The following is a 23,155-nucleotide window of genomic DNA, read 5'->3' as shown; positions in this document are numbered from 1 at the left end:
TCGGTTACTTTGACTAAAGTATAAATCAAGGCTTCGCACAGACCTAAACGGCCGAGTAGAGAGCAAGGGATGAGGGAGGCAAGGGATGAGGGAGACAAGGGAGACAAGGGGGCAAGGGGAAGTATCCAATGCCCAATACTTCTCTACCAGAGGCTGCGCCAACGGAAACGCTCAGTACTAAGTGCCCCATGCCCAATGCCCCATGCCCCATGCCCAATGCCCAATGCCCCATGCCCCATGCCCAAGCATGAAAATAAGGACTTCCAAAAATGAGCGATTTAGTAACTGCAATTACCACAGGGATTACGGCATTTACTGCCACCAACATCGATGATATTGTCATTCTGACGTTGCTTTTTTCGCAAATAAATAAAACGTTCCGTAGTGGTCACATCCTTGCTGGTCAGTATCTTGGTTTTGCTGGATTGATCCTTGCTAGCCTTCCCGGTTTTTTCGGTGGACTAATCATACCGCAGGACTGGATTAGACTACTTGGTTTAATGCCAATAATTATTGGTATGAGTAGTTTACTAAAACGCGAAGAGGATGCCCCAGAGGCAGTCGAAGAAGAAACCGAGCCGGCTTGTCCCTCTATAATTGCCAGTTTTATCTCTCCGCAAACATGCAATGTAGCTGCGATCGCCTTTGCCAATGGTAGTGATAATATTAGCGTCTACGTACCTCTGTTTGCCAATTCGGAATTAGATAGTCTGCTAGTGATACTAAGTATATTCTTTTCGCTAGTGGGTGTGTGGTGTTATGCCGCTTATAAGTTAACCTACTTGCCTGCGATCGCAAACTTTTTAACTGAGAATGGCAATACTTTTGTACCTTGTATATTGATTGGACTAGGTATATTTATTGTCACAGAAAATGGGATTTGGACTCTTCTATCTGTAGTTTCTAGTTATATATTTTCATTAATTTTAAGTTTCAATACTCAGTCGTCGAGTGAAGAACAAAAAAAATTAAGTATCTAAAAACAGGTGTATCATGGATTTTCTGAGCAAAATCAATTCTAAATTGCAAAATATATTACCCATTAATAGGAGTCAAAACATGAAAATCTGGAAATCTCTGCTAATTGTCTTAATGATTTTCGCTAATCTAGCTTTTGCTCAACCTTCTTTTGCTGATCGGCCAAAATTTAGCAAAAACCCTGACTATATCGAAGTAACTAAAGCTCTGAAGGAACTGTCTCAGACAAAAGATACTCAAACTCAAGTTGAAGGTCTCACACCAGAAGAAATTCAAAAGAGAACCGAAGAATTAACACTGCAAAAATATGCTTTAGAGACGGGAATCAACTGGGGTCAATGCGACAACCAAACAGGTAATACCATAGCAGTATACGGCAAAAGAGCAAATGATGAAGACGATGAAGATGCCGTATACGACAATGGTCTGTATTTTCTAGCTAATGGTCAGTCCACTCAAAATAACTGGGATTGTGATGGCATCTATCTAGCGAATGATGTCAAGGTAGCAAATTTCGCTTCTAGTCCGAATGGGCAAGGTCAAAAATTGACAGGCCCAACTGCTCTCAAAATACTTGATGGAACTCAGTTGGTAATTAAGACGAATTCAGATACTGCTGCAATTGAATTGAATGTTCCGACTGTGAAAGTGATCACCGGCAAAGAGGCTAACTGGTTTATCCCAGATATATCGCAGGCTCTCATAAATACACGAGTTCCGAATGCGCCTAATAATCAGTCTTGAAATAGAACTCCATAGTCTATTTTTGAATGATTGTTCTCAATTTAAATAGGGTAATAGCCAATATTCAGAGAAAAAACAGGACAAGTACCGTTGAAAAATCTCTTTGATATTGGCTGTTTTCTTAATGACACCTTCTTACTTACACTTGCTCTGTACAATCAATTACGAATTACGTTAGCGCAGCGTTAGTGACGTAGGAGCGTCATTAAGAATTACGAATTATTCACTAGGGAGCACATCTACGTTTTATCTCAAGGTACGAAACGCTATGGTGAGTTGCATAGAGAAATTGGAGACGTTTCACAACGAATGCTAACTCGTACTTTGCGTGATTTAGAGAGAGATGGTCTTGTGAAGCGCAAAGTCTATCCTACTAATCCTCCTACTGTAGAGTATTCATTGACATCACTGGGAGAAACTTTAGTTGAGCCACTCTGTCTACTGTGTCAGTGGTCAATAGATCATTTTCATGAAGTAGAAACTGCTAGAGAAAGTAAAGACATCATCTAGACAAATAAATTCAGGACTCACGCAAAATTATGAACAGCGAACCGTGTCCTTTGCGCATCTCGTTAGAGAAAGATGCAAAGGAGATGTTCGCGGAGCGTCTCGTAGAGAAGGAATAGGAATTTTTGAGGGTTCTTGTGCAAGTCCTAAAATTATTAGATATATGCATTAAAATAAATTTTGAAAAAAATGTACAATCACAAGAGGTATATTTCATTAGCGCAAATATTGCGCTGGGTGCAAATCATCTGGAAGGAGATTTGCTATTACCTCCGCCTTTTTTTGATAAGAGTCGCTTTGGGGATAAGGGTGTTATTAATGCAGTTAAAATTGAAACCTACAGAAGAAGATAAAAAAAAGCCAGGACGACTAAATCCGTCCCGAATTCGAGATCATTTGGCAAATGAGCGTACTTACCTCGCTTGGATGCGGACAGGGATCGCTCTTTTGGGTTTTGGTGTCGTGATTGTGCGTTTGCGTGCTTTCCAAGTACCTTTGATACCCCATCCTGGTAACGGCTGGAAGTTAGGTTTAGTCTTTTCGCTGGTGGGTTTAATCACGGTGTGGCTGTCAACGGTACACTATTTCTCAGTGCGTCGTGATATCGAAGAAGATACTTATGAACCGACAGACCGATGGGTATTGCTGTTCAGTCTCGCTGTGATGATTCTCGGAACTGGGGTAATCTATTTTGTTTTTACAACTTCTTTAGATCCATCAAGTCCACTTATCCCTGAGTAATAGTATTTTTAAAACCGTACCTTATACAACTCAAATAATTCCCCTGATTTCTGCGCTACTACTTTACCACCAGCCGCTTTGATTGTTTTTTCCCACTTAGCAACAGGCTCTAAAAACACCTCAGCCCCCAAATAGGTTTCTAGAACAGCCCAATCTTCTGCTAACGGCTGTTCTGGGTTGAGAACATCAAACACAAAATGTCCACCCGGTTTTAACACTCGTTTGACTTCTGCCAGTACAGCATCCCAATATTCGAGTGGAAAATAGCAGCTAAATCCGGTTGCGATCGCCAGGTCAAATTGCTCTGATGAGTAGTGTAACTGATCAGCTGCTCCTAACTCAACACCTTTGAACAGCTTGGAATTTAATTGTGGGCCACGAGAATTAAGGGTATCGCGTGCCACATTACTGATTTCTTGCCCATGAAAAAATGCTTGCCAATCCCGCCAAGGATAAATTAAAAAGCTGATACCACAGCCAATATCTATACAGTGCTGGTTTTTTTGAGGTTGAGCGATTTCCCAAAAAGGGGAAGCAATTCTCCCTGAGAAACTTCCACCAATCCACTCTCGGAATATCGGCATCGCTTGTACTTCTGTTGGGAGTTCAAAGGTTTCACCTTGATACTCTCGGTTAAAGCGATAGGCTATTTGGGCTAATCTTTCGTCCCAGTTGGTTGATTTGTGTGAAGCAAAAAGATTTTGGAACTGCGAATCGGACTTTTTAGACATTAGGTTTTTGCTGCTCTTTCTTAGGATTGTAGTCAAATTCGCTTTGCGATGGCGTAAGCGCTTACCGTACCCCTACGGGGAAGCAAGCTACGCGTAGCGTCTGGTAGAGAAGGCATCGCACTCCAATCATTGGTGTCAACTTAAGGTGAAAACCAGCCTAGAACCAGCTTTTAACAGATTATCTCGTTATCTCGTTAAGAGTCTCCGACTGGGAATGCCCCTCATTGAGGCTCCGCCTCAAGACTTGCGGCAGAGCCATTAGGAGCTGCATTTCCAGCCAGAGGCTGGAAACGAGATTTTAAAAGAGTTTTGGCTTAAGTTGACAAGCATCGCACTCCAATCTCATTTTCTGCGGGAGTTTGTCCGACTTTGTAGGTGTAGTCAATATCCCAAAAGCATCAAATATAGCGCTTCTGTGTTGAGTGCAATACCTAACAAGAACAGCCCTTTACGCCAGTGCTTCTCCCTTGGCGCTAGACGTTTTCTACTCATAATGTATCACTAAGAACATTTTGATTGATGTTCTTAGTGATACATCTTATGGTTTCGTTTTGCTTAAGTTGACACGAATAGACTAGAAATCGCGGCTACACAATCAAAACCTGCCTATTCTGCTTGTGTTGTGCTCCGCGCACCACGACGGTTTAAAACCAATAGTCTGCGTTCGCTGACTTTATTATAATTTTTTCTAACGAACCGCAGCGAGAATTAATAGAGATTTTCACGAATTATTTAGGATTGCGATCTACGTTAAAACGAATAATTGAGTAATAAGCTAAACCTAATATTTAGATATGAACCCAACAACCTATAGAAAGTTAATCGCAAAGCAACTAAATCCAGATTTTAAATTTGCTGTTGAAGTTGTCGAGATTCCTATTTCACAACCTGCTGCTAGTCAACTTTTAATTCAAAACAAATTTGCTGGCGTTAACGGTGGCTTTGACACCTTACTTTGTCGTGGTAATGTTCCCTATGTTAACTCAATTCCTCCCTTTGATTTAGGTGTGGAAGCTGTAGGAAAAGTTGTCGCTATCGGTGAAAATGTCAAAGATTTTCAAATCGGTGATGCTGTCATAACTACATTGCGTGGTGGCGGTTATCGAGAATATCAGGTTATCGATGCAAACTTAGCAATGAAGGTGCAAGAAGCAACGCCAGAGTTACTAACACTAATACCTACAGCTATATCAGCTTTGGTGGCATTGGAACAAGTGGGAGAGATGAAAAGTAATGAAGTGGTTTTAGTGACAGCCGCAGCAGGGGGAACTGGTCATATTGCGGTGCAATTGGCAAAGTTAGCTGGTAATCATGTCATTGGGACTTGTAGTTCTGAGGCGAAGGCAAAGTTATTGAGAGAATTAGGGTGCGATCGCATTATCAATTATCGCACTGAAAATCTCAATCAAATCCTTAAGCAAGAATACCCCAATGGGATTAATCTCATTTTTGAGTGTGTAGGTAAAGCCGTATTTGATACTTGCGTTGAAAACTTGGCAATGGGGGGACGTTTAGTAGTGGTTGGTTTTATCTCCGAATACGCAAATAATGTACAACAAATTACACAACCACGCATCTATCAGCAGCTATTTTGGAAATCTGCTTCTGTGAGAGCCTTTCTCATGCCTCATTATAAAGAATATATACCAGAGGCACGCGATCGCCTCTTAAACCTGTTTTACACAGACAAACTTAAAATTGCCGTTGATCCAACACAGTTTCAAGGCATAGAATCAATACCTGACGCTGTAGAATATCTGCTCAGTGGTCAGAATTGTGGCAAAGTGGTTGTGAGATTTTAAGTAACACGATATTAGTTTATATCCGGTTGAGGTGAGAATGACACAAGATTCAGAAAATACTTTAAAAGTTGCTCAACAGGCATTTGAGCATTTTACGCATGGTCTAGCAACAGGAAATTGGGAAGCATTTCTAGATATGCTCACAGAAGATTTTACCCTTTGGTTTCCTGTGGGGAAATTCCACGGGTTAAATGTGGGAAAAGAACGAGCTAGAGAGTTTTTCGAGTACGTTTCTGAATCATTCCAAGGCGGACTCACCCTGACTCTAGACCGTTTTACTAGCAATGACACAACCGTTATTTTTGAGTTTCGGGATGAGGGACGTTTGTTGGGAGAACCTTACAAAAATCGTTTAGCGGTTTCCTGGGATATTCGGGGAGAAAAAATTTGTGCCTATCGGGAATACTTTGGCAGCGATGGTAAATCGTATTAAATAATTCGTAATTACGAATTACCGAACAGAATAAAGGTGCCAGTCGTCAGAATTCAGAATGAATTCTGTACGACTGGTGGATGAATAATCGGCGTTTAAGACCCCCACCAAATTTTCTTGTTTTGTGGTCAACTTTCGTAGTCGCGGGTCTTAATCCCCGACTGATAGCGTCACGCTTTCTCGTGTCCGCGTTCGCTTTTAGCGTCTCGTAGAGAGCGTCTTGATTCTGACTCCTGAATTCTGACTTCTGAATTCTTCTTCAATTAATTCACTTTTGTTAGTTTCTCTCAGGGTTAAGTTCGTTGATTTCTCTGCACTTAGCCTCTGCGGCTTGATATGCTGCTAAATAGTCTTGACCACCTAACATTACATCACCGTAATATTCATAAGGTGGCTCACCATAGATTGGTAATGGATCATCTTCTGGATAATCTTCCTTTGATTCTTCAATGATGGCTTTCAGTTTTTTAACGGTCAGCCTTTGTGCTGCAAAATACCAGAGTTCTTGGGGATTTTTGTTTAGGTGCGGTAATGTGGGATCGATAATGCGTACAAGGGAGTTATTGTCCGAAATATCGTCTAGCTCAATCCAACTGTGTTCAATCGGTCTGTATGGCTTCCCAGGAAAAGCTAAAAATCCCTGAATATATCTTGCTCCCTCAGTGGACAATGCTGCTTTGTAAGCATTATCAAACGGAGTGCTAGCTCTGCTGTTTATGCTTTCAGCAATTTTGATTGACAGCGTTTCATCCAATAGTTTGTTCATCAATAGCAAGGATTAGAGCAGCCATGAAAACATATTACCACTGCTCTTAGTGTATTGGTTTGGGATTCAGAAGGCAGATGGAGATGAATGGGGATCAAGTTTTATCCGAACCGTCTTGGGACGACATGGGCTTCCCCAACAAACCTGCCCAGAGGGCATATTAGTAAAAACACTACTACGAGCGCCAATCACGGCATTAGCCCCGATTTGCACTCCCGGCCCAATAAAACAATCTGCTGCCACCCATGCACCATTGTCAATGGTGATACTCGCTGTTTTCAACCCAAAAGCCGGATCTTGGAAATCATGACTACCAGTACATAGGTAACTTTTTTGGGAAATTACGCAGTGTTCACCGATGCGAATCTGATCGAGGCTGTATAAAACTACGTTATCTCCAATCCAACTGTAGTTACCAATGGTGACTTTCCAAGGGTAGGTAAAGCGGGCGGTGGGTCGAATTAATACGCCTTTGCCGATACGAGCGCCAAATAATCGTAGCAAAGCACAACGGAGAATATTTAAGGGTTGAGGAGTAATGCTAAAGGCGATCGCTTGTACAAACCACCATAATAAAATATACCAACCTGGACGACCCCGGTCAAACCAAGATTGGTCATATTTGCGTAAATCTACGAAAGGTTGGTCATTAGTCATTCAATTTTAGATTTTAGATTTTAGATTTTAGAGGATGTTTTAAAAGTCCTGAAAGGTATAATTTTGCTATTCACCACTGGGTTAAGTGCGATGAAAACATTAAGGTTTTAGCTATGCACTGAGATACTTCGCTGTGCTAACTATGAGAGCAAAAGACCCTTTTAAAACATCGTCTTAGACTTCGGCGTGAGCGCTCAATCGAACTATATTTAGATTTTAAATTTTTCCTTGAATCCAAAATCCAAAATTCAAAATCTAAAATTGGCAGAGTTAGGAGTCAATAGTCAATAGCTTTTCCTCTGTTCCTCTGCTCCCCTGCTCCTCATCTCCTTCCTTTTGAGTAGTTGCAGTATTTAAGTGACCACCACAGTTGCGTAATTCGTAAAGTTTAACGCCAATTTGATATTCATATTGACTCAGCAAGCGTGCATAGGTATATCCGGCTTTGCCATCTAAAAAACCGCGTTGAATAATATAAAACAAAATAAACCGCAAAAAGGGTTTAAATGGCAGGTGTACCCACACTTTTTTCAAAAAGCGCTTGCGTTGCACGGCATCACCAAATAGTTTGGCACTGATGGTACCGCTATCATCTTTACCTGCGAGAATATTAAAATAAACACTAGCTTCCCAGTTGGAATAGCGGTTGTGTCGTTCTAACCAGTGGTAAAGATCGCGGAAATCTTCGTGAAGCATATCATTTTTGAGATACCCAACTTTCCCCTGCAAAATCACATGTTCATGAACTTCGTTATCACCAGTATTGGGAATGTCTTCTGTATGTAGATTTTCGTAGCGACCATTTTTATGTTGAAACAAACGTAAATTCCAATCGGGATATTTCCCACCATAGCGAATCCATTTTCCTAAGAAAAATACGCGACGGTTAAGATAATAACCTGTATATTCTTTGTTTTGAATTACTTGGTCAATTTCTTCCCAAAGTTCGGGGGGGATACGCTCATCGCAATCTACAATTAGCACCCATTCGTTGCGAAAAGGGAGATTATCTAAAGACCAATTTTTCTTTTTAGGCCAGCGTCCATTGAAGTCGAATTGTACGACATTTACATCGTGACTTTTAGCAATTTCAATGCTGTTATCGGTACTTTGAGAATCTACTAGAAATATTTCATCTGCTCTGATGAGGCTAGCTAGGCAGGCAGGCAAGTTTAGTTGTTCGTTTTTTGCCGGAATTAGAACTGAAACTGGTATTTTAGATGACATATGAGTATAAATTAGGTTATTTCTTATTTGATGTAAATAAAAGACCCTGAATAGCAGCATTTAAGTAACCAATCTGACCGTAAGCATAAACAAGTTTGTCAAACCGTTCTGCTGGATCAGAGAAATATTGCAATGCCTTATATAAGCCGAGCACAAACCGTTCGCTACCTCGGTGCAACTGAGCGATACCAGCTTTACCAGCGAGTTGTTCTCGATAGCATTCACTGATACCCTGCCACCAGCCTCGGTTTAAAAACCAGGACCGTTGGAGGCGCTCTGGAGCAACATTGTGAGCGACTAGCGCTTCGGGAAGATAAGCGACTTGCCAACCACGCTGTAGGGCAAATTCGGTCATTTGCAGTTCTTCATTTGATAAGAGATTTTTCCCGACTCGACCAAGATGAATATCAAAACCGCCAATTTCTTCTAGGAAACTGCGGCGGATGGAGTAATTTAAGCCTCTGGGTGTTGAGCCAGGTTGCTCAATGTATATAGTAATGTCACCCAAGTCGTATGCACCCAGATTTGCAGCTAACCCTGGAGATAGCCACCGTGGTTGCTGGATTCCTGGGGGCCAGATGAGAGTGACTTTGCCACCTGCGATCGCTAGTTTAGAATTATTGTAATAGGCAAAATATAAAACTTGTAGCCAGCGATCGCAGGCAACGGCATCGTCATCGAGATAAGCCAAAATATCACTACTAGCTACTTTTGCACCCGTGTTGCGGGCGACAGATAAACCAATAGTGGGTTCAAAGACATACTTTAGGCGCGGATTATGGCTTCTTTGTTCTACAACCTCACGGGTGCGATCGCTAGACCCATTATCAACTACTACAATTTCAAAGTCAGCAGCAAAATCCTGCCCTAAAAGACTATCAATTGCAGCTCCTAAATAGGTATCTCGATTGTGGGTACAGATAATGGCAGAGATTTGGGTGTCTGGCATAGATTTAATTTAGGATTTGAGATTTGGAACTTCGGCTCCTTTACCTCGGCTTCGCTCGGCACAAATCGGCTTCGCTCGGCACAAATCGGCTTCGCTCGGCACAAGTCGGCTTCTCTACCAGACGCGCAAGGGACGCTCAAGGCAAGTCGCTCAGTCGAACGATTTTAGATTAAAATCTTAAATCCAAGGCACAACTACTGAAAGTTAATCTAAACCAAAAGTTACTTACCCACCAACCGAGTTTCTTCGGAAATAATCTTTAAAACTTCACGTTTGCTGAATATGACTGTGTAAAACTACAAGAGTTTGGGCTAGTTGACTAAGGCGGGTTTCCAAGGATTGCTTGCGCCCTAACAGTTGACGTAACTTTTGATAACGAGCGATCGCCATACTAACACTGGGAACCTGATCAGATGGACATGGGCGCGACCAGACTTTACCAGCATCGTCCACCCCACAGAGGCGATAGCCAGTAATAGATGATTGATATGATACTTTCCCACCAGTGGCGCAAATTTCTTCTACGTAGTTCATCAGGTGGTCAACTTCTGCATGGCGCAGTGTTGCGGTTCCTCCCGCTTCTGCTTCCTGGGGATTTGATTCTAACCAGCCATTGACAATTGGCCCTTCTAAGTAAATATCCTGAATTTGCTTCAAAATATTTTGTAATTCTGTTTGCCAACCGGCGACAGTTTCCTGAATTTCTTGTAATAGATTCATCGCCAATGCTGGATTAGCACCGTGGCGATGGCTACTAAAGCTCGGAGTTTTCAACTTAGGTAAGCTGGGTGTTTTGCTACCATTCTCTTCTGCTTGAAAGGTCTGCACAGAGTCATGGTGAGGAAAGAAATTTTGTTCAGGGGGATAATCCCTCTCAGTATTTTTGCCTAAGTCAACTGTTTGTCCTTGTGTATTGAGTTGCCCATCCTCTGAGGATGGAGTTTGTGTACTTTCTGTGGGTTCGTTGGCTCCGACGCTGATTCTAAAAGAGAAAGGTCGTTTTGTCGTCGAATCACCTGTTTCGGCGGCAGAGGCAGTGCCGCGATTCCCTAAATCATGTAGAGTTGCTTCTATGCGTTTTAAGCCTGCGTTCATAAAGACATCCTAAAGTTTGCTGTACCCAGTGGTATTAAATAATTAAGAATGGGGTTGGGTTGTTGGGATTTTTGGCTTTTGCCAGTTAGAGCATTAATGATGCTGGTGCTAATTTTATCTCTTAAAAGTTATTTAAAATCAAAAATCTCACCAATGAAGTAAAAAACTGCGGTGATAAATTGCAACCGTAGAAATATTGTTAAAATAGTCAGGAAACAACTTTGGGTAAAATCATCTTAGTAACAGGGCCAGCACGATCTGGTAAAAGTGAATGGGCAGAAACTCTGGCCATGCAGTCAGGAAAAGCAGTTGTTTACGTAGCAACAGCCACTGATAACCCAGATGATCAAGAATGGCATCAACGCATTTTAGAACACCAACAACGTCGTCCCCAAGACTGGGTAACTTTATCTGTACCTGTAGAACTGTCTGCTACCCTCGCCGATGCCAAACCTTATACCTGCCTTTTAGTTGATTCTTTAGGAACTTGGGTTGCTAATCTCCTGGAACAGGATGAATCTAGCTGGGAAAACATCCTTGCAGAGTTGTTAGAGACGGTAGAGCTGGTTGCTGCTGATATGGTGTTTGTAGCAGAAGAGGTGGGTTGGGGTGTGATACCAGCTTATCCTCTGGGGAGGACGTTCCGCGATCGCCTGGGTTCTTTTGTGCGCCAGCTGGGTGTACTCAGCGATACTGTTTATTTAGTTACTGGTGGTCATGTTCTCAATCTCAGCATCCTTGGTTATCCATTACCAAATAGAGGTGATGCCGGAACATTCAGGAGTCAAAATTCTTAACTCTTGATTCAAATTAATCTAAAATCTAAAATCGTTCGACTGAGCAAAGCCGAAGTCTAAAATCTAAAATTGTATTATGGCAACCAAACAAGAAGTTAGAGGATATCTTGCCTACTGGTTCCAGTTGGGTAAGAAAGTGATTACGGGCAATGGTAAGGCAAGCTTTTTGCCCCTATCGGTGCTAAATGGCGATCGCTATAGTGAAGAATTTGAAGAATGCTGGCAGAAAATTATCTCACCGGAATCGGGTGATTGTTACCTGGAGGGTACACATGAAACCATTGCTGAACTCTTGACACCAGCATGGGATATGCTGCCTTGTGGTCGTTGCAATATGCCAGTAGCCGCGCGAAACGTCGGGATGCCGACGTTGTTATGTCCCTGCAATAATTTACCTAACTGGCCTAATACCGAATTACCAGCACCGCGAGAACCAATTAAGACTCAAGACAGACTCAAAGCAATTCGCGATCGGCTTGTAGATAATTTGGAAATCTCTTAGTTCACTTTGGTGGTTGGGAATTTGGCGTTGGACAAGTTTTATTAGCAAAATCACACTGATAAATATATGGTTCTTGCCAACTCAAGGGAATTTCTAATAAGTCTCGCGTTCCTGTCATGCCTTGTCCAATAAATAGCAACAAAGCAATGCAGTTTAAAATCGTATGGACGATCCGCCAGCGATTGGATCTATCTTGATAAATATCTTGAACAATTGCTAATGAAAAAATCATCAGCAGCGCTGCGGTAATGCCAATATAATAATGTGACCAATACCACTCCTTGGTGAGGCGATATACTCCATCCTGACAGCCTAGAATTACTAAACCTGCACCAGTTAAAGTGGCAAAAACTCCCCGCCACACTCGCTGTTTTGCCCGATAAAGTAATACTAAAGAGGCGATTGTAGCAGCAAATATTAACACAATAAAAACGACTTGAAAAGGTGTTTTATTCCACAAGTGATTTTTGAGAATATTTTTGCCAATCGGGTAGCTTAATCCGATTAAAGTTAATCCGACAACTGCACTTGTTAGTATTTCACCTAACTGTTTATGTTCTCCACCCACAACTGGGGGAATTTTGCTTTTACTCCCGGCTAAAATTTGCAATCTGCGTTGGCGTGTTTGCCAAGCAAAATTAACCACTGTACCGATGAGTGGAAACACGAATATAATTGCGATCGCTGGATGTAAAAGACCAAGAAAATCTGTTATTTGCATAGAACACCTTTCAACAAATCATTAAATTTATCTCAAAAGACAATCTAAAGCATCTTACTATCACTTAAATTAATTTCAGATGAGAATCTGTTTAATATTTATTCTTGTTATTCTTAGCTGATTTTAAGAAAGCAAATATTTGAATATCTGATAAAAGATTATAACGGTTCTCAATTGCATGGAATACAGGAGCCAGTCGCGTGGGCGGGTCTCCCGACTTGGGCGAACTGGCGTACAGCATTGCTGTGTCCCTACATTACTACACTATAAACTGGAAAATAACTTATTATTAGATGGGATATGACGTTAGCGCAACTTAGGAGATTTCAGCAATTTCCAGACTGAATAATAGTTGTCACTGTAAACAATATCTGTCTTTAACTTATACTTTTTTTCTATTCTTTCGCGCCAAGTATCTGAAGGATTGAATAAAAATACATCAGTAAACCCATTAGGAATTTTGGGAATTTTTTGGTTGTTCACCAACAGAAATCGTACTTTTGGTTCCAAAAGATAGCTCAGAGAAAAGACATTTCCATAATTATTACCCAAAGCATCACTAATCAAAAGTGGACGAGTCGTTTGATTGATGATTTGGGCAACTTGTGGATTGTCATAGCTCATACCCTTATTCCACCAAGTTTCAGCCTGGGAACTCACCTTAGAAGAAATCAGACCACAAATAATCACTAATGCCATGATTATCTGCCAAATGCTCCGGCGTGACACGCTGCCATTATATAGTTGCGTAGCTAGTAGGTAAGCAACAGCCACTTGGATTCCTAAATAAGATGGTATTAAATATGGTTCTGTAGATAATCGTATGCCCCCAGCAATTAAACTTGGCAGTATTAAGGGTAGTGCTGGCACTACAATCAATGTGATTACAAAAAACCAGACTTTATAGTTAGTTGTTAGACAAATAAAACAAATTGAATATCCTACCAAAGTTAAAAAAAATAGTGTAATAAAATAGCCTAGAGGATTGTTTGAACTAAGGTCTATATCAAAAAAAATCCGACTTAACTGCATTCGCAAAAATGGAAAGACAGGCATTGAAAATGACTGCGTTGTTGTCTTATCTGATGAAATCAAAAATTGAAAAAAGTTACCGAACACAATCGTTAGCCAAGGCATGAAAGCTAAAAAACCTACTAGCGATGCTATCAGATAATTTCTGATAGTTTCAGTTAACTTATATTTTGCAGTGATCATCAGATAAATTCCGTGAGCAACTGCTACAAATCCACTCCAAATAAATGTATAAAGACTGATGGCTAAAGTGACTGCATAAATACTCCAGATAGCGAATAAATCTGGTCGTTGTCGTTTTTTTCCTAGCTCATCTTTATCTTGTGATTCCAGCCGCATTGCTTGCAGCAGTGATGCACTGGATAGTAATATGGTGACTAACCAGAGAATATATTCTTGTGCTTCTTGGGCGTATACTAGATGAATTGGAGAGATAGCCATGAGTGCGATCGCTACACCAGGAACCGATAATGGCACATTAAATAATTCTCGGCATAGCCAATAAACACAAGGGAAAACCAGCAAACTGATGAAGGCAGATAAACTTCTAATTGCCATCACCGAATTACCAAAGATTCCCATCCACAATCTCGCTATTACGTAATACAACGGTGGATGGTAAGAATCTTCTTTTGCCAAAGACATAATTGTGTCATTTAAGCTTTTTTCTGGATTTGCACCTTGAAACTGGGTAAAATTTTCTCTGCCAATAACACGATTATTAAAAAGTTGCTGTTTTGCTTGATTAATTGTGTAACCAGAAATCCGTAATGAGGCATAAGTTTCATCATGCCAGTAAACTTTGCCATCAAGGTTAACAAAGCGAAACGATATACCCATCGCCAATAAGAAAATAATTAAAAATCGCAACCAACTCGGAGCAAATTTGAGATGGCGCATAAGTAATGTTCCCAAGAATTTATCTAAAATAATCCACTCAGACGGACTGAATAAAGTGCGTTCGCTAGGAATTATATCTAAGTTTGTCCATCAGACATAGCCAAGCTACTTTGAGTGAGAGTCATCTGATTTGAAAGATTGACAATAAATATCTCTCTTCTATTAACTCTGAAAACAATTACACAAGGTTGTATCAAATACCGCAAAACTGACTTTTATTTTGTAGCCGAGATGCGAATGTGGAGTAAAATATCATAAATTGGTAATAAATTAGATTTATTATGCAACTTAAGCGGACATTTTCTAGTGCATCTTGGGAGTCAAAAGTAGGTTACTGTCGAGGCATAAGAGTCGGAAGTCACATTTATATTTCTGGTACTGCACCAGTTGATACTACAGGAGGTGTTTTTGCTCCTGGCAATGCTTATGCACAGGCAAAGCGCTGTTTTGAAATTATCCAAAAAGCTTTACAAGACTTAGGTGCTGATCAAAGTAATGTTGTGCGAACTCGGATGTTTGTCACAGACATTAGCTGTTGGGCTGAATTTGGACGGGCACATCAAGAATTATTTGGCGAAAATCCACCAGCTTCAACGATGGTAGAAGTGAAATCCCTAGTTGATCCAGCGATGTTAATTGAAGTCGAAGTTGATGCGATCGCTCTAGATTCAGAGTGATGAACATCAAACTTTATCTCATACTATAGCGGTTCTCTTTTACGTGAGGTACACGCGTAGGGGCTGTTCTGTGCCCATAGGTGTCAACTTAACGTGAAAGTTAGTCTAGAAATAGCTTTTAGAGATTGTCTCGTTAAGAGTCTCTAACTGGGAATGCCTTTGGGAGGCTCCGCCTCAAGAAAGAGCGGCAGAGCCGCAATGAGCAACATTTCCAGCCTCTGGTTGGAAACGAGGTTTTAAAAGAGTTTTGGTTTAAGTTGACACCAATGGGCACAGAACAGCCCCTACACCTGGCAATATAATGTTGTACCGCACCTGAATGGGAACCGCTATAAACTAGGCTTAAATATTCCTATTATCCTAGTCTCCGTAGTGCAAGCTTTTTTACTGTAGCTGCCTGTAACTAGCTATCGTTAGGTTAAAATAAAATTTTTACAAAATTTGGTAACGCCATCTAGCAAACTCTTTGCTATTAGATATAATTAAAAAATCGATGGTCTTAAACTGCCTATCAATAGCTGGAATACTGCATATTTTAGCTCCAATATTCAAGTATGCCTGCAAAATCTTAGGAATTTCAAAATTAGATATGTCTGGATAATTTTGAGGAATTTCTAGACAAGATTGTGAATTTGGATAAACTAAAATACTTGGATGCATCAAGCCATTATGCCGAAAATAATCATAAGCGTAAATAGCTTGCCAAGGACATTGTGTTAGTAATGATGTACAGCCAAAGAAATATTGGTTTTTAGTCCAGATGAGATAGTTTGCTAGCCCTTTCCATAGTAGTAAAAGTGCCTGACTATTGCGATATTCTTTAGCTATACATGCACGCCCAACTTCAACTGATGCCTGAAGCACAGAATTGGGAATCGCATTAAGATTAAATATATCGGCAGCATCAAAGCCTAGTCTTTGAGAAGCCATTGTATAGGTTTGCATCCGATAAGTTCCAATGGTTTTACCCGTCTGTTTGGAAATCAGGATTAAATGATGGCAAACCGTATCAAACTTATCTATATCCATCTGGGTAAAGTTAGAAGCAGAAAATCCTAAGCCTAGTTCAAGATTAAAAACTTCAAAGCGCAACCGAAAAATTGATTCTAATTCTCCTTCAGTTGATGCCAGCCGTAGGATGTATTTTTCAGTTTGAAGGACGGGAAAATCTTCAATAGGGGGAAAATTCAGTGGGTAATTGATGTTGCGTCCAGAAACTTTCATCTATCTTCCTACTTAGATTTACGAAAATATCCTACTAGGATTTAGCCACTATACAAATAGCTCACATTATTCATTAATGTGTGGAAGCGTGATTGAGACGGTTTTTGATAAAAGAACCTTTAAAGAGTTTTTTTACTCTCTTGGATTAGGGGTATAGTGCTTTTATTATGGGCATTAATTCCTAAAAAATCTGGCAATAAGATACAAAATTTTCCTTTGATATACGCTATAAATGCAAGTCATACCAATTAACATAAACCCTGATACATATAGAAGATTTGTCGTAAGGGCACAGAAAAAGCTCATTGGTGTCAACTTAAGCCAAAACCCTTTTAAAACCTCGTTTCTAGCCTCTGGCTGGAAATGCACCTCATTGTGGCTCTGCCGCAAGTCTTGAGGCGGAGCCTCTCGGAATGCATTAAGAGTCTCCGACTGGGAACGAGACAATCTCTAAAAGCTGGTTCTAGACTAACTTTCATCTTAAGTTGACACGGATGAGCATTGCTGTGCCCCTACGAACCTATTTGTATGATTAATTATTACAGTCAAACGGTATCAGCAAAGAAAGTCAAAATCGGGGCAGGAAGCCCCCGGATGAATCCAGGGGCTTGGATAATTTTGGTTGCGATGCCTACGGTGGGCTACGTCTACGCAATCTGCGGTAAATGCACTCTAAAATACTGAATTAATTACGATGATTATTGCTGTAGTGAACCCTTGTACCTGCCCAAAGCAACTTCTCCCGCAGCGTCTGATAGTAGGAATTGTTCTCGCGCAAAATGATAAATTTAGCCCGACAATCTGCCATCCGCACATCAACGCGGTGTCCTGGCCAAATTGAAGTCCCTAAAACTCCATCTGTCCACAGTTTGGTACTCAGATCGTAATCCCCCAAAGGCCAAATACTCACCACAGAACCAGGGGGTAAAACGAGGGGGCGACTAGAAAGGCTCATTGCACAAATAGGAGTGATGGTAATCGCCTCCATACCATCGTGCATAATTGGCCCATTGGCGGAAACGGTGTAACCAGTAGAACCTGTGGGAGTAGCAATGATTAACCCATCCCCGACATATTGATCGACTACCTCACCGTCGATTTCCATTTCCAGAATTGAGGTAATCATTCGGTCAGCCGAGGCGGGTTTGACACAAAATTCATTCAAAGCCAGGTAATGCTCACTCACTGGTTCCAAATTAGACCCATGACCCTCATACACCGCAGCTTGTAACATCATACGCCGTTGGATAGCATAGCGATCCTCAAACAGCCGATCCCAAACTTTCTCCGTATCCTGAAACTCTTCCACAGACTCAGTTAAAAACCCCAGATGACCTCCCACATTCACTCCCAGAATTGGGATGCCAGCTGGGGCTAAATGTCTGGCACTGGTTAAAACAGTGCCATCACCACCGAGTACCAAAGCGAGATCGATTGGTTGAGCCGCCGAAGCCAAAAAGACTGGATAAGGGTTGTCTTTCGGTCCGCTAGGCCCCATCAACACCTGGCACTGGCGACTTTCTAGTTGTTTAGCACAGATTTCTGCCCATTCTTTACTCTGGGCATCCCGCGCTTTATAAGCAATGATTACCTGCTTGAGTTGCACGCACAATTACCACTTCAGGAGATTAAACTGCTCCATATCGACGGTATCGCGGTTGCGATAAATGGCAAGCACGATCGCTAAACCCACCGCCGCCTCGGCTGCCGCCACGGTGATCACAAATACTGTGAAAACCTGACCCTTAATTAATGTTGAGTCAAGGAAGTTGGAAAATGCCATTAAATTCAGATTAACAGCATTGAGCAGTAACTCAATTGACATCAGCACCCGCACAGCGTTGCGGCTGGTAATTAAACCGTAGATGCCGATGCAGAATAAAGCTGCTGCTAGTAATAAAAAGTACTGGAGTTGCATGAATTTGGGTATTCCTCCTCAAAAATCTCGCTGTTTATCTGCGAATGAAGTCGCAAATCTTACTCTTTTGTTTCGCTGGTTGTTGATACCAGTTCTCTGGGGCGTTCTTGCAAAGTCAAAACAGTTTGCCCCAGTTTGGATGGTGCCAACAGGTCTGGCAAATACTCGCGACGTGCCAAAATAATTGCTCCTACCATCGCTATCAGCAGCAAAATGGAAGCTAGTTCAAAAGGCAGTAAAAAGTCAGTGAAGAAATGTTCTCCAATTAAAACTATAGAACTTTCACCACCCACCACAGGAGTAGTTGAGTAGGCCCAAGGCGTTGCCAGCACCATCGTACTTAAAAGACCAAACAATCCTACACTAACTATACCCGTAAGTACTTTACGCACCCAAGTGTTGGGAAATGCTACAAAATCCTGCCGCTTGTTCACCAACATAATGGCAAACAAAATCAACACGTTAACCGCCCCAACGTAAATTAGTATTTGTGCAGCTGCAACAAAATCAGCATTTAGCAACAGGTAGATTCCCGCTATGCTGATGAACACACCCCCCAACATAAAGGCAGAATAGACGATGCTAGAGAACAGCACCACACCAATGGCTGCCCCAATCATCATCACGCCCAATATGCCAAGTGATACTAACTGTACTCCTTCCGCTAGATTCACTGTTTTTTGTCCTTAGTCAATTGTCATTGGTCATTGGTCATTGGTCATTGGTCATTAGTCATTAGTCATTAGTCAAATAACAATGGACAAATGACAATGGACAAATGACATTTATTTATTTTTCTGTTTGTTCTACTAGGTCTTCTGGACGCGCACCCGGACGTGGCGCATCTGCGGGCAGTCCATGTGGTTCGAGGACGCCTTTGGGTAGGTAAACTAGTTCGCGCAGTGGTGTAACCATTGGGTCATCTGTTACCTTATAAGGCAGACGACCCAGCGCCACGCTGTCATAGTTCAATTCATGGCGATCGTAAGTCGCAAGCTCATATTCTTCTGTCATGGATAGACAATTAGTAGGGCAAAATTCCACACAGTTACCGCAAAAGATGCAAACTCCAAAGTCAATGCTGTAGTGGTTGAGTTTTTTCTTTTTGCTGGCTTTGTCGAATTCCCAATCTACTACAGGCAGGTTAATCGGACAAACGCGAACACAAACTTCGCAGGCGATACACTTATCAAATTCAAAGTGAATTCTACCGCGAAACCGTTCGCCAAGAATCAGTTTCTCATAAGGGTACTGTACGGTAATTGGACGCCGCCGCATATGATCGAAGGTGACAGAAAGCCCCTGACCAATGTATCGCGCAGCTTGTACCGTTTCTTTGGCGTAATCACCAACTTGTTTTAGGAACTTTAGCATTTTGTGTCTCTCTCTTTTCAATTTTGGATTTTGGATTTTGGATTTTAGATTTCAGACTTAATCCAAAATCTAAAATCTAAAATCTAAAATTGCTTTATCCGCCGAAGGCGAAGGGAAAGGCTAGTTTCAGCGCGGCGGTTAATAGGAGATTAACCAAACCAACTGGCAATAAAAACTTCCATCCTAAATCTAACAGTTGGTCAATCCGTACCCGTGGCACTGTCCAGCGTAACAGGATGGCGACAAACACTAGTAAATAGGCTTTGAACACGGTCATAATGATACCCAAAGCCGCAGTTACTATCTGGAACACGGGATTTATTTCACTGACTCCCAGCCAACCAGCAATGAGGTTGAGGGGAACGGGAAAGTCCCAACCGCCCAGGTAGAGAATTGCTACTAGTAGGGAAGAAAGGATCAAGTTAACGTAGGAACCCAGGTAGAACAGACCGAATTTCATGCCTGAGTATTCAGTTTGATAGCCTGCTACCAGTTCTTCTTCCGCTTCGGGTAAGTCAAAGGGTAATCGTTCGCATTCAGCTAGGGCGGCGATCCAAAAGATCAGGAAACCGATTGGTTGTCGCCAAATGTTCCAGCCCAGGATGCCGTAGCCAGACTGTTGATTGACAATATCAACGGTGCTGAGGCTGTTAGACATCATAGCGATCGCTAAGACCGCCAGCGCCAAAGGAATTTCATAACTAATAGATTGCGCTGCTGCCCGCAACCCCCCTAAGAGGGAGTATTTATTATTAGATGCGTAGCCAGCCATCAGCAAGCCAATGGGTTGAATGCTTGATAAGGCAATCCACAAGAATACGCCCATGCCGACATTGCTAATTACGATGTTCTGCCCAAAGGGGACGATCAGGAACGACAAAAACACCGGAATTACAACAATAATTGGGCCGAGGGTAAACAGCCAGGGGTCAGACTTGGCTGGGACTATATCTTCTTTAAATACCAACTTCAAACCATCCGCTACAGGTACCAGCAACCCAAAAGGCCCCTGGTATTCTGGCCCAATTCGCTGCTGTGCGGCGGCGGAAATTTTTCGTTCTAGCCAAGTAGCAACTAATACCCCCACTGTTGCCCCTATTAGCATCAGTATCATTGGCAGTGGCATCCAAATGGCTTTGGCGGTTCCTGCTGGTATACCTAAATCCCGGAGGGATTCAATAAAAGTTCCTTGGAGGTCAATTCCTGAGTTCATGTTTCCGCTCTTTAAGACATCGAGTCATAATGAATTACAACTATTAGTTGAATTAATACCTGTAAATTCACCCATTTTTAATTTTTGCCCAGATGACGCTTGATTGAAGATTTGTTGCTAATTCCCATGCCTAGTATATCCTTGGATGGTTTTAGCCCTCTGAAGGGAGATGAGAACTTCTACTTATGGTTGGCATTGAGATTGGCTATTGAGGAGAGGCGGGGACAAGGAAACAAAGGAACAAGGAGAGACTATATATTTTCAGGACTTACGCAGTGATTTTATCTCTGAAGACCGTTCAAATAGCGCATAGTGTATGGGGCATTGGTTCGATTTTCCATGCCCAATGCCCCATGCCCAATGCCCAATGCCCCATTATCGTTGGTCAATGGGGGTATAACTAACTTCGTGCAGACCGTTGTAAACCTGGGTAGGACGGAAAATCCGGTTTTCTGCTAGTTGTTCTTTCCAGTGGGCTAACCAACCGGCAACACGGGCGATCGCAAATATTGGCGTAAACAAGTCTGTGGGAATCCCCATCTTTCTATACACCAAACCTGAGTAAAAGTCAATATTGGGATAAATCCCTTTGCTACCAAGTTTTTCCTCTACCACTCGTTCCATTTCTTGAGCAATGTCATAGAACTTGTCATGCCCAAACTTTTCAAACAGTTGCTCTGCTAGTCCTTGTAAGATTGTGGCTCGTGGGTCTTTCACTTTATACACACGATGTCCAAAGCCCATAATCTTAGATTTACTTTGCAGACAGTCCTCTATATAGGGACGGACATTTTCCACACAGCCAATTTTTTCCAACATCTGAATTACTTCTTCATTGGCTCCACCATGCAGAGGCCCACCCAAAGTTCCGACGGCACTAGCAACCACAGCATAAGGATCAGTCAAGGTAGAAGCTGTCACCCTGGCACTGAAAGTAGAAGCATTCATTGTATGCTCGACCTGAAGTATCAAGCAGATATCAAAAACTCGCGCCATCAGAGGATCGGGTTCTCGCTCATCGAGCATATATAGAAAGTTGGCGGAGTAATCTAAGTCATCACGCGGACGTATCGGGTCATTGCCTTTTCGCATTAGTTGGAATGCCGCCACCATCGTGGGAATGGTTGCTATCAGGCGCACCACCGAATCTCGAATGTAGACAGGATTATGTAAATCGCGGAGCGAATAAAATAACCCTAAAGCAGCAGCAGAGGCTTGCAAGGCATCCATTGGGTGCCCGCTTTCTGGAAAGCATTTCATCATGTCCCGAATGCGGTACTTTATCCGCCTGTGGTAACGAACTTCATGCTCAAATGTTTCCAGTTCTTCCTTGCTTGGCAGTTCACCCCAGATTAAGAGATAAGCAGTTTCCAAGAATGTACTTTTTTCTGCTAGTTCCTCAATTCGGATGCCACGATATTCGAGTATTCCCTTTTGCCCATCAACATAGCTGATACTTGATTGGGCGGCGGGAATGCCTTCTAAACCAGGCTTGTATTCGCACACCATCATGGCAACACCATTTGCTTTTTGAAATATCTGATCAAGCTAACTTACCAGAAATTATTGTCGCCATAACAGTAGCTATTCTAACAACAATTGGAAATGTTGAAAAACTGTTATAGCAGGTACTTGGGTGGTGTCAACCAAAACATCTGACTACGACCCAGAGGAGAACCTGTTTCTGGTAGTTTTATCCCAATCATACCTGCTTTTTTCAAGACTAAGCTTGCTTTGACTTCCGAGAACTCTGAGCGGCGGCTTCCGCCGATCAGAAGTTCGGTGCCCCATAGGAGAATTTCTGCCCAATTGGTCAAATCAGGTTCGTGTCCAACCAGCGCCAGTTGGGTATTTTGGGAATAATTCCTCGGCTCTAACCAGTCTTTGAGCCAACTAGAAATTTGACCATCGTGGGCAAGGTGGCTAGATTCCTCTAACTGGGAGCTTAGTTTTTCTGCTATGAGGATTTCAGCCGTTTGGCGGGCCCGCACTAAAGGACTGGTGAGAATTAAATCAAAGCTTAAACCCAATTTAACAAGTTTCTGAGCAACTTTCTCAGTTTTTTGCCGTCCTTCTTTGGTAAGGCTGCGCTCCTCATCCTTGATGCCTAATCCCTTGTCTTCGGCGATGCCATGACGAATTAAGTATAGTTTCATACTTTTAATTT

General features: G+C 41.9%; 28 protein-coding genes. 12 read left to right on the top strand and 16 right to left on the bottom strand.

Going from position 1 to position 23,155, the window contains the following annotated elements; all coding sequences use genetic code 11:
• The first annotated feature begins 69 nt into the window (after positions 1-69).
• The 6 genes from PUQ00_RS12820 to PUQ00_RS12795 all read left to right on the top strand — a co-directional run bounded on the left by PUQ00_RS12820 (position 70) and on the right by PUQ00_RS12795 (position 2,970).
• A complete protein-coding gene (locus PUQ00_RS12820; protein WP_300416746.1) occupies positions 70-273 on the top strand; it encodes a histidine kinase in 204 nt (67 codons plus the stop codon).
• Complete coding sequence (locus PUQ00_RS12815; RefSeq protein ID WP_300416743.1) at positions 270-980, top strand: cadmium resistance transporter; 711 nt, start codon at positions 270-272, stop codon at positions 978-980. Before PUQ00_RS12820 ends, PUQ00_RS12815 begins: the two co-directional genes overlap by 4 nt.
• Positions 981-1,059: 79 nt before the next feature.
• Positions 1,060-1,722, top strand: coding sequence for a hypothetical protein (locus PUQ00_RS12810; protein ID WP_300416741.1), 663 nt, complete (start codon positions 1,060-1,062; stop codon positions 1,720-1,722).
• Positions 1,723-1,926: 204 nt separating this feature from the next.
• The gene (locus PUQ00_RS12805) at positions 1,927-2,232 is read left to right on the top strand and encodes a helix-turn-helix domain-containing protein (protein WP_335030387.1); all 306 of its coding nucleotides are present in this window, start codon (positions 1,927-1,929) and stop codon (positions 2,230-2,232) included.
• 134 nt (positions 2,233-2,366) lie between these two features.
• Entirely contained in the window at positions 2,367-2,582 is a 216-nt protein-coding gene (locus PUQ00_RS12800; protein WP_300416738.1) for a hypothetical protein, read from the top strand.
• On the top strand, positions 2,548-2,970 hold the full coding sequence (locus PUQ00_RS12795; protein WP_300416735.1) for a DUF202 domain-containing protein: 423 nt from the start codon (positions 2,548-2,550) through the stop codon (positions 2,968-2,970). The genes PUQ00_RS12800 and PUQ00_RS12795 overlap by 35 nt, the downstream gene beginning before the upstream one ends.
• A gap of 8 nt (positions 2,971-2,978) precedes the next feature.
• On the opposite strand, the gene PUQ00_RS12790 is transcribed toward PUQ00_RS12795, so the two are convergent.
• Complete coding sequence (locus PUQ00_RS12790) at positions 2,979-3,701, bottom strand: class I SAM-dependent methyltransferase (RefSeq protein WP_300416731.1); 723 nt, start codon at positions 3,699-3,701, stop codon at positions 2,979-2,981.
• 794 nt (positions 3,702-4,495) lie between these two features.
• Between PUQ00_RS12790 and PUQ00_RS12785 the strand changes: the two genes are divergently transcribed.
• Entirely contained in the window at positions 4,496-5,503 is a 1,008-nt protein-coding gene (locus PUQ00_RS12785; protein WP_300416728.1) for a zinc-binding dehydrogenase, read from the top strand.
• Positions 5,504-5,540: 37 nt separating this feature from the next.
• Positions 5,541-5,936, top strand: a complete 396-nt coding sequence (locus PUQ00_RS12780; protein ID WP_300416725.1) for a nuclear transport factor 2 family protein — start codon at positions 5,541-5,543, stop codon at positions 5,934-5,936.
• A gap of 277 nt (positions 5,937-6,213) precedes the next feature.
• Here the strand turns inward: PUQ00_RS12780 and PUQ00_RS12775 are convergent, their stop codons facing one another.
• The 5 genes from PUQ00_RS12775 to PUQ00_RS12755 all read right to left on the bottom strand — a co-directional run bounded on the left by PUQ00_RS12775 (position 6,214) and on the right by PUQ00_RS12755 (position 10,630).
• Positions 6,214-6,702 (bottom strand): hypothetical protein, encoded by a 489-nt coding sequence (locus PUQ00_RS12775; RefSeq protein WP_300416722.1) that lies wholly within the window; start codon positions 6,700-6,702, stop codon positions 6,214-6,216.
• A 66-nt stretch (positions 6,703-6,768) separates the two neighbouring features.
• Positions 6,769-7,359, bottom strand: coding sequence for a hormogonium polysaccharide biosynthesis acetyltransferase HpsU (hpsU, locus tag PUQ00_RS12770; RefSeq protein WP_300416720.1), 591 nt, complete (start codon positions 7,357-7,359; stop codon positions 6,769-6,771).
• Positions 7,360-7,629: 270 nt separating this feature from the next.
• Positions 7,630-8,586 (bottom strand): glycosyltransferase family 2 protein, encoded by a 957-nt coding sequence (locus PUQ00_RS12765; protein WP_300416718.1) that lies wholly within the window; start codon positions 8,584-8,586, stop codon positions 7,630-7,632.
• Positions 8,587-8,602: 16 nt separating this feature from the next.
• Complete coding sequence (locus PUQ00_RS12760; RefSeq protein ID WP_300416716.1) at positions 8,603-9,535, bottom strand: glycosyltransferase family 2 protein; 933 nt, start codon at positions 9,533-9,535, stop codon at positions 8,603-8,605.
• Positions 9,536-9,802: 267 nt separating this feature from the next.
• Complete coding sequence (locus tag PUQ00_RS12755) at positions 9,803-10,630, bottom strand: hypothetical protein (protein ID WP_300416714.1); 828 nt, start codon at positions 10,628-10,630, stop codon at positions 9,803-9,805.
• Between the two features lie 221 nt (positions 10,631-10,851).
• On the opposite strand from PUQ00_RS12755, the gene cobU reads away from it, so the two are divergent.
• On the top strand, positions 10,852-11,427 hold the full coding sequence (gene cobU, locus PUQ00_RS12750; RefSeq protein ID WP_300416711.1) for a bifunctional adenosylcobinamide kinase/adenosylcobinamide-phosphate guanylyltransferase: 576 nt from the start codon (positions 10,852-10,854) through the stop codon (positions 11,425-11,427).
• A gap of 76 nt (positions 11,428-11,503) precedes the next feature.
• On the top strand, positions 11,504-11,929 hold the full coding sequence (locus tag PUQ00_RS12745) for a hypothetical protein (RefSeq protein ID WP_300416708.1): 426 nt from the start codon (positions 11,504-11,506) through the stop codon (positions 11,927-11,929).
• A 1-nt stretch (position 11,930) separates the two neighbouring features.
• Here PUQ00_RS12745 and PUQ00_RS12740 read toward each other — a convergent pair whose 3' ends face one another.
• Entirely contained in the window at positions 11,931-12,650 is a 720-nt protein-coding gene (locus tag PUQ00_RS12740) for a DUF4079 domain-containing protein (protein WP_300416705.1), read from the bottom strand.
• 306 nt (positions 12,651-12,956) lie between these two features.
• Positions 12,957-14,582 carry a glycosyltransferase family 39 protein gene (locus tag PUQ00_RS12735; protein WP_300416702.1) on the bottom strand — a complete coding sequence of 542 codons (1,626 nt, stop codon included), beginning with the start codon at positions 14,580-14,582 and terminating at the stop codon, positions 12,957-12,959.
• A 281-nt stretch (positions 14,583-14,863) separates the two neighbouring features.
• Between PUQ00_RS12735 and PUQ00_RS12730 the strand changes: the two genes are divergently transcribed.
• Positions 14,864-15,259 (top strand): RidA family protein, encoded by a 396-nt coding sequence (locus PUQ00_RS12730; protein ID WP_300416699.1) that lies wholly within the window; start codon positions 14,864-14,866, stop codon positions 15,257-15,259.
• Between the two features lie 432 nt (positions 15,260-15,691).
• Here the strand turns inward: PUQ00_RS12730 and PUQ00_RS12725 are convergent, their stop codons facing one another.
• From PUQ00_RS12725 to nuoH, 6 genes are all read right to left on the bottom strand, one after another.
• Positions 15,692-16,483, bottom strand: a complete 792-nt coding sequence (locus tag PUQ00_RS12725; protein WP_300416696.1) for a GNAT family N-acyltransferase — start codon at positions 16,481-16,483, stop codon at positions 15,692-15,694.
• A 685-nt stretch (positions 16,484-17,168) separates the two neighbouring features.
• The gene (locus PUQ00_RS12720) at positions 17,169-18,089 is read right to left on the bottom strand and encodes an NAD(+) kinase (RefSeq protein WP_300416693.1); all 921 of its coding nucleotides are present in this window, start codon (positions 18,087-18,089) and stop codon (positions 17,169-17,171) included.
• Positions 18,090-18,095: 6 nt separating this feature from the next.
• On the bottom strand, positions 18,096-18,401 hold the full coding sequence (gene nuoK / locus PUQ00_RS12715) for an NADH-quinone oxidoreductase subunit NuoK (RefSeq protein ID WP_006199065.1): 306 nt from the start codon (positions 18,399-18,401) through the stop codon (positions 18,096-18,098).
• A gap of 59 nt (positions 18,402-18,460) precedes the next feature.
• Positions 18,461-19,075 carry an NADH-quinone oxidoreductase subunit J gene (locus tag PUQ00_RS12710; protein ID WP_300416690.1) on the bottom strand — a complete coding sequence of 205 codons (615 nt, stop codon included), beginning with the start codon at positions 19,073-19,075 and terminating at the stop codon, positions 18,461-18,463.
• 115 nt (positions 19,076-19,190) lie between these two features.
• Positions 19,191-19,775, bottom strand: coding sequence for an NAD(P)H-quinone oxidoreductase subunit I (gene ndhI / locus PUQ00_RS12705; RefSeq protein WP_300416687.1), 585 nt, complete (start codon positions 19,773-19,775; stop codon positions 19,191-19,193).
• A gap of 94 nt (positions 19,776-19,869) precedes the next feature.
• The gene (nuoH, locus tag PUQ00_RS12700) at positions 19,870-20,988 is read right to left on the bottom strand and encodes an NADH-quinone oxidoreductase subunit NuoH (protein ID WP_300416684.1); all 1,119 of its coding nucleotides are present in this window, start codon (positions 20,986-20,988) and stop codon (positions 19,870-19,872) included.
• Positions 20,989-21,263: 275 nt separating this feature from the next.
• Here nuoH and PUQ00_RS12695 point away from each other — a divergent pair, with 275 nt between their 5' ends.
• The gene (locus PUQ00_RS12695) at positions 21,264-21,392 is read left to right on the top strand and encodes a hypothetical protein (protein ID WP_300416681.1); all 129 of its coding nucleotides are present in this window, start codon (positions 21,264-21,266) and stop codon (positions 21,390-21,392) included.
• Here the strand turns inward: PUQ00_RS12695 and PUQ00_RS12690 are convergent.
• Together PUQ00_RS12690 and sixA are read right to left on the bottom strand one after the other, a co-directional pair.
• Positions 21,364-22,500, bottom strand: coding sequence for a citrate synthase (locus PUQ00_RS12690; protein ID WP_300416678.1), 1,137 nt, complete (start codon positions 22,498-22,500; stop codon positions 21,364-21,366). The two genes, PUQ00_RS12695 and PUQ00_RS12690, sit on opposite strands and share 29 nt — an antisense overlap.
• 107 nt (positions 22,501-22,607) lie before the next feature.
• Entirely contained in the window at positions 22,608-23,144 is a 537-nt protein-coding gene (gene sixA / locus PUQ00_RS12685; RefSeq protein WP_300416676.1) for a phosphohistidine phosphatase SixA, read from the bottom strand.
• Between the last annotated feature and the right edge of the window lie 11 nt (positions 23,145-23,155).

Source organism: Nostoc sp. S13, assembly GCF_029379315.1.
Classification (GTDB): Bacteria; Cyanobacteriota; Cyanobacteriia; order Cyanobacteriales; family Nostocaceae; genus Nostoc.
Note: the sequence above shows the minus strand (reverse complement) of the source record. Positions and strands in the feature narration are given on the sequence as shown.

What these genes read in the sequence shown, in the direction of transcription:
- PUQ00_RS12820 (WP_300416746.1), top strand. Translation starts at nt 70, where the DNA reads ATGAGGGAGGCAAGGGATGAGGGAGACAAGGGAGACAAGGGGGCAAGG.
- PUQ00_RS12815 (WP_300416743.1), top strand. Translation starts at nt 270, where the DNA reads ATGAGCGATTTAGTAACTGCAATTACCACAGGGATTACGGCATTTACT.
- PUQ00_RS12810 (WP_300416741.1), top strand. Translation starts at nt 1,060, where the DNA reads ATGAAAATCTGGAAATCTCTGCTAATTGTCTTAATGATTTTCGCTAAT.
- PUQ00_RS12795 (WP_300416735.1), top strand. Translation starts at nt 2,548, where the DNA reads ATGCAGTTAAAATTGAAACCTACAGAAGAAGATAAAAAAAAGCCAGGA.
- PUQ00_RS12790 (WP_300416731.1), bottom strand. Translation starts at nt 3,701, where the DNA reads ATGTCTAAAAAGTCCGATTCGCAGTTCCAAAATCTTTTTGCTTCACAC.
- PUQ00_RS12785 (WP_300416728.1), top strand. Translation starts at nt 4,496, where the DNA reads ATGAACCCAACAACCTATAGAAAGTTAATCGCAAAGCAACTAAATCCA.
- PUQ00_RS12780 (WP_300416725.1), top strand. Translation starts at nt 5,541, where the DNA reads ATGACACAAGATTCAGAAAATACTTTAAAAGTTGCTCAACAGGCATTT.
- PUQ00_RS12775 (WP_300416722.1), bottom strand. Translation starts at nt 6,702, where the DNA reads ATGAACAAACTATTGGATGAAACGCTGTCAATCAAAATTGCTGAAAGC.
- hpsU (WP_300416720.1), bottom strand. Translation starts at nt 7,359, where the DNA reads ATGACTAATGACCAACCTTTCGTAGATTTACGCAAATATGACCAATCT.
- PUQ00_RS12765 (WP_300416718.1), bottom strand. Translation starts at nt 8,586, where the DNA reads ATGTCATCTAAAATACCAGTTTCAGTTCTAATTCCGGCAAAAAACGAA.
- PUQ00_RS12760 (WP_300416716.1), bottom strand. Translation starts at nt 9,535, where the DNA reads ATGCCAGACACCCAAATCTCTGCCATTATCTGTACCCACAATCGAGAT.
- PUQ00_RS12755 (WP_300416714.1), bottom strand. Translation starts at nt 10,630, where the DNA reads ATGAACGCAGGCTTAAAACGCATAGAAGCAACTCTACATGATTTAGGG.
- PUQ00_RS12745 (WP_300416708.1), top strand. Translation starts at nt 11,504, where the DNA reads ATGGCAACCAAACAAGAAGTTAGAGGATATCTTGCCTACTGGTTCCAG.
- PUQ00_RS12740 (WP_300416705.1), bottom strand. Translation starts at nt 12,650, where the DNA reads ATGCAAATAACAGATTTTCTTGGTCTTTTACATCCAGCGATCGCAATT.
- PUQ00_RS12735 (WP_300416702.1), bottom strand. Translation starts at nt 14,582, where the DNA reads ATGCGCCATCTCAAATTTGCTCCGAGTTGGTTGCGATTTTTAATTATT.
- PUQ00_RS12730 (WP_300416699.1), top strand. Translation starts at nt 14,864, where the DNA reads ATGCAACTTAAGCGGACATTTTCTAGTGCATCTTGGGAGTCAAAAGTA.
- PUQ00_RS12725 (WP_300416696.1), bottom strand. Translation starts at nt 16,483, where the DNA reads ATGAAAGTTTCTGGACGCAACATCAATTACCCACTGAATTTTCCCCCT.
- nuoK (WP_006199065.1), bottom strand. Translation starts at nt 18,401, where the DNA reads ATGCAACTCCAGTACTTTTTATTACTAGCAGCAGCTTTATTCTGCATC.
- ndhI (WP_300416687.1), bottom strand. Translation starts at nt 19,775, where the DNA reads ATGCTAAAGTTCCTAAAACAAGTTGGTGATTACGCCAAAGAAACGGTA.
- nuoH (WP_300416684.1), bottom strand. Translation starts at nt 20,988, where the DNA reads ATGAACTCAGGAATTGACCTCCAAGGAACTTTTATTGAATCCCTCCGG.
- PUQ00_RS12690 (WP_300416678.1), bottom strand. Translation starts at nt 22,500, where the DNA reads ATGATGGTGTGCGAATACAAGCCTGGTTTAGAAGGCATTCCCGCCGCC.
- sixA (WP_300416676.1), bottom strand. Translation starts at nt 23,144, where the DNA reads ATGAAACTATACTTAATTCGTCATGGCATCGCCGAAGACAAGGGATTA.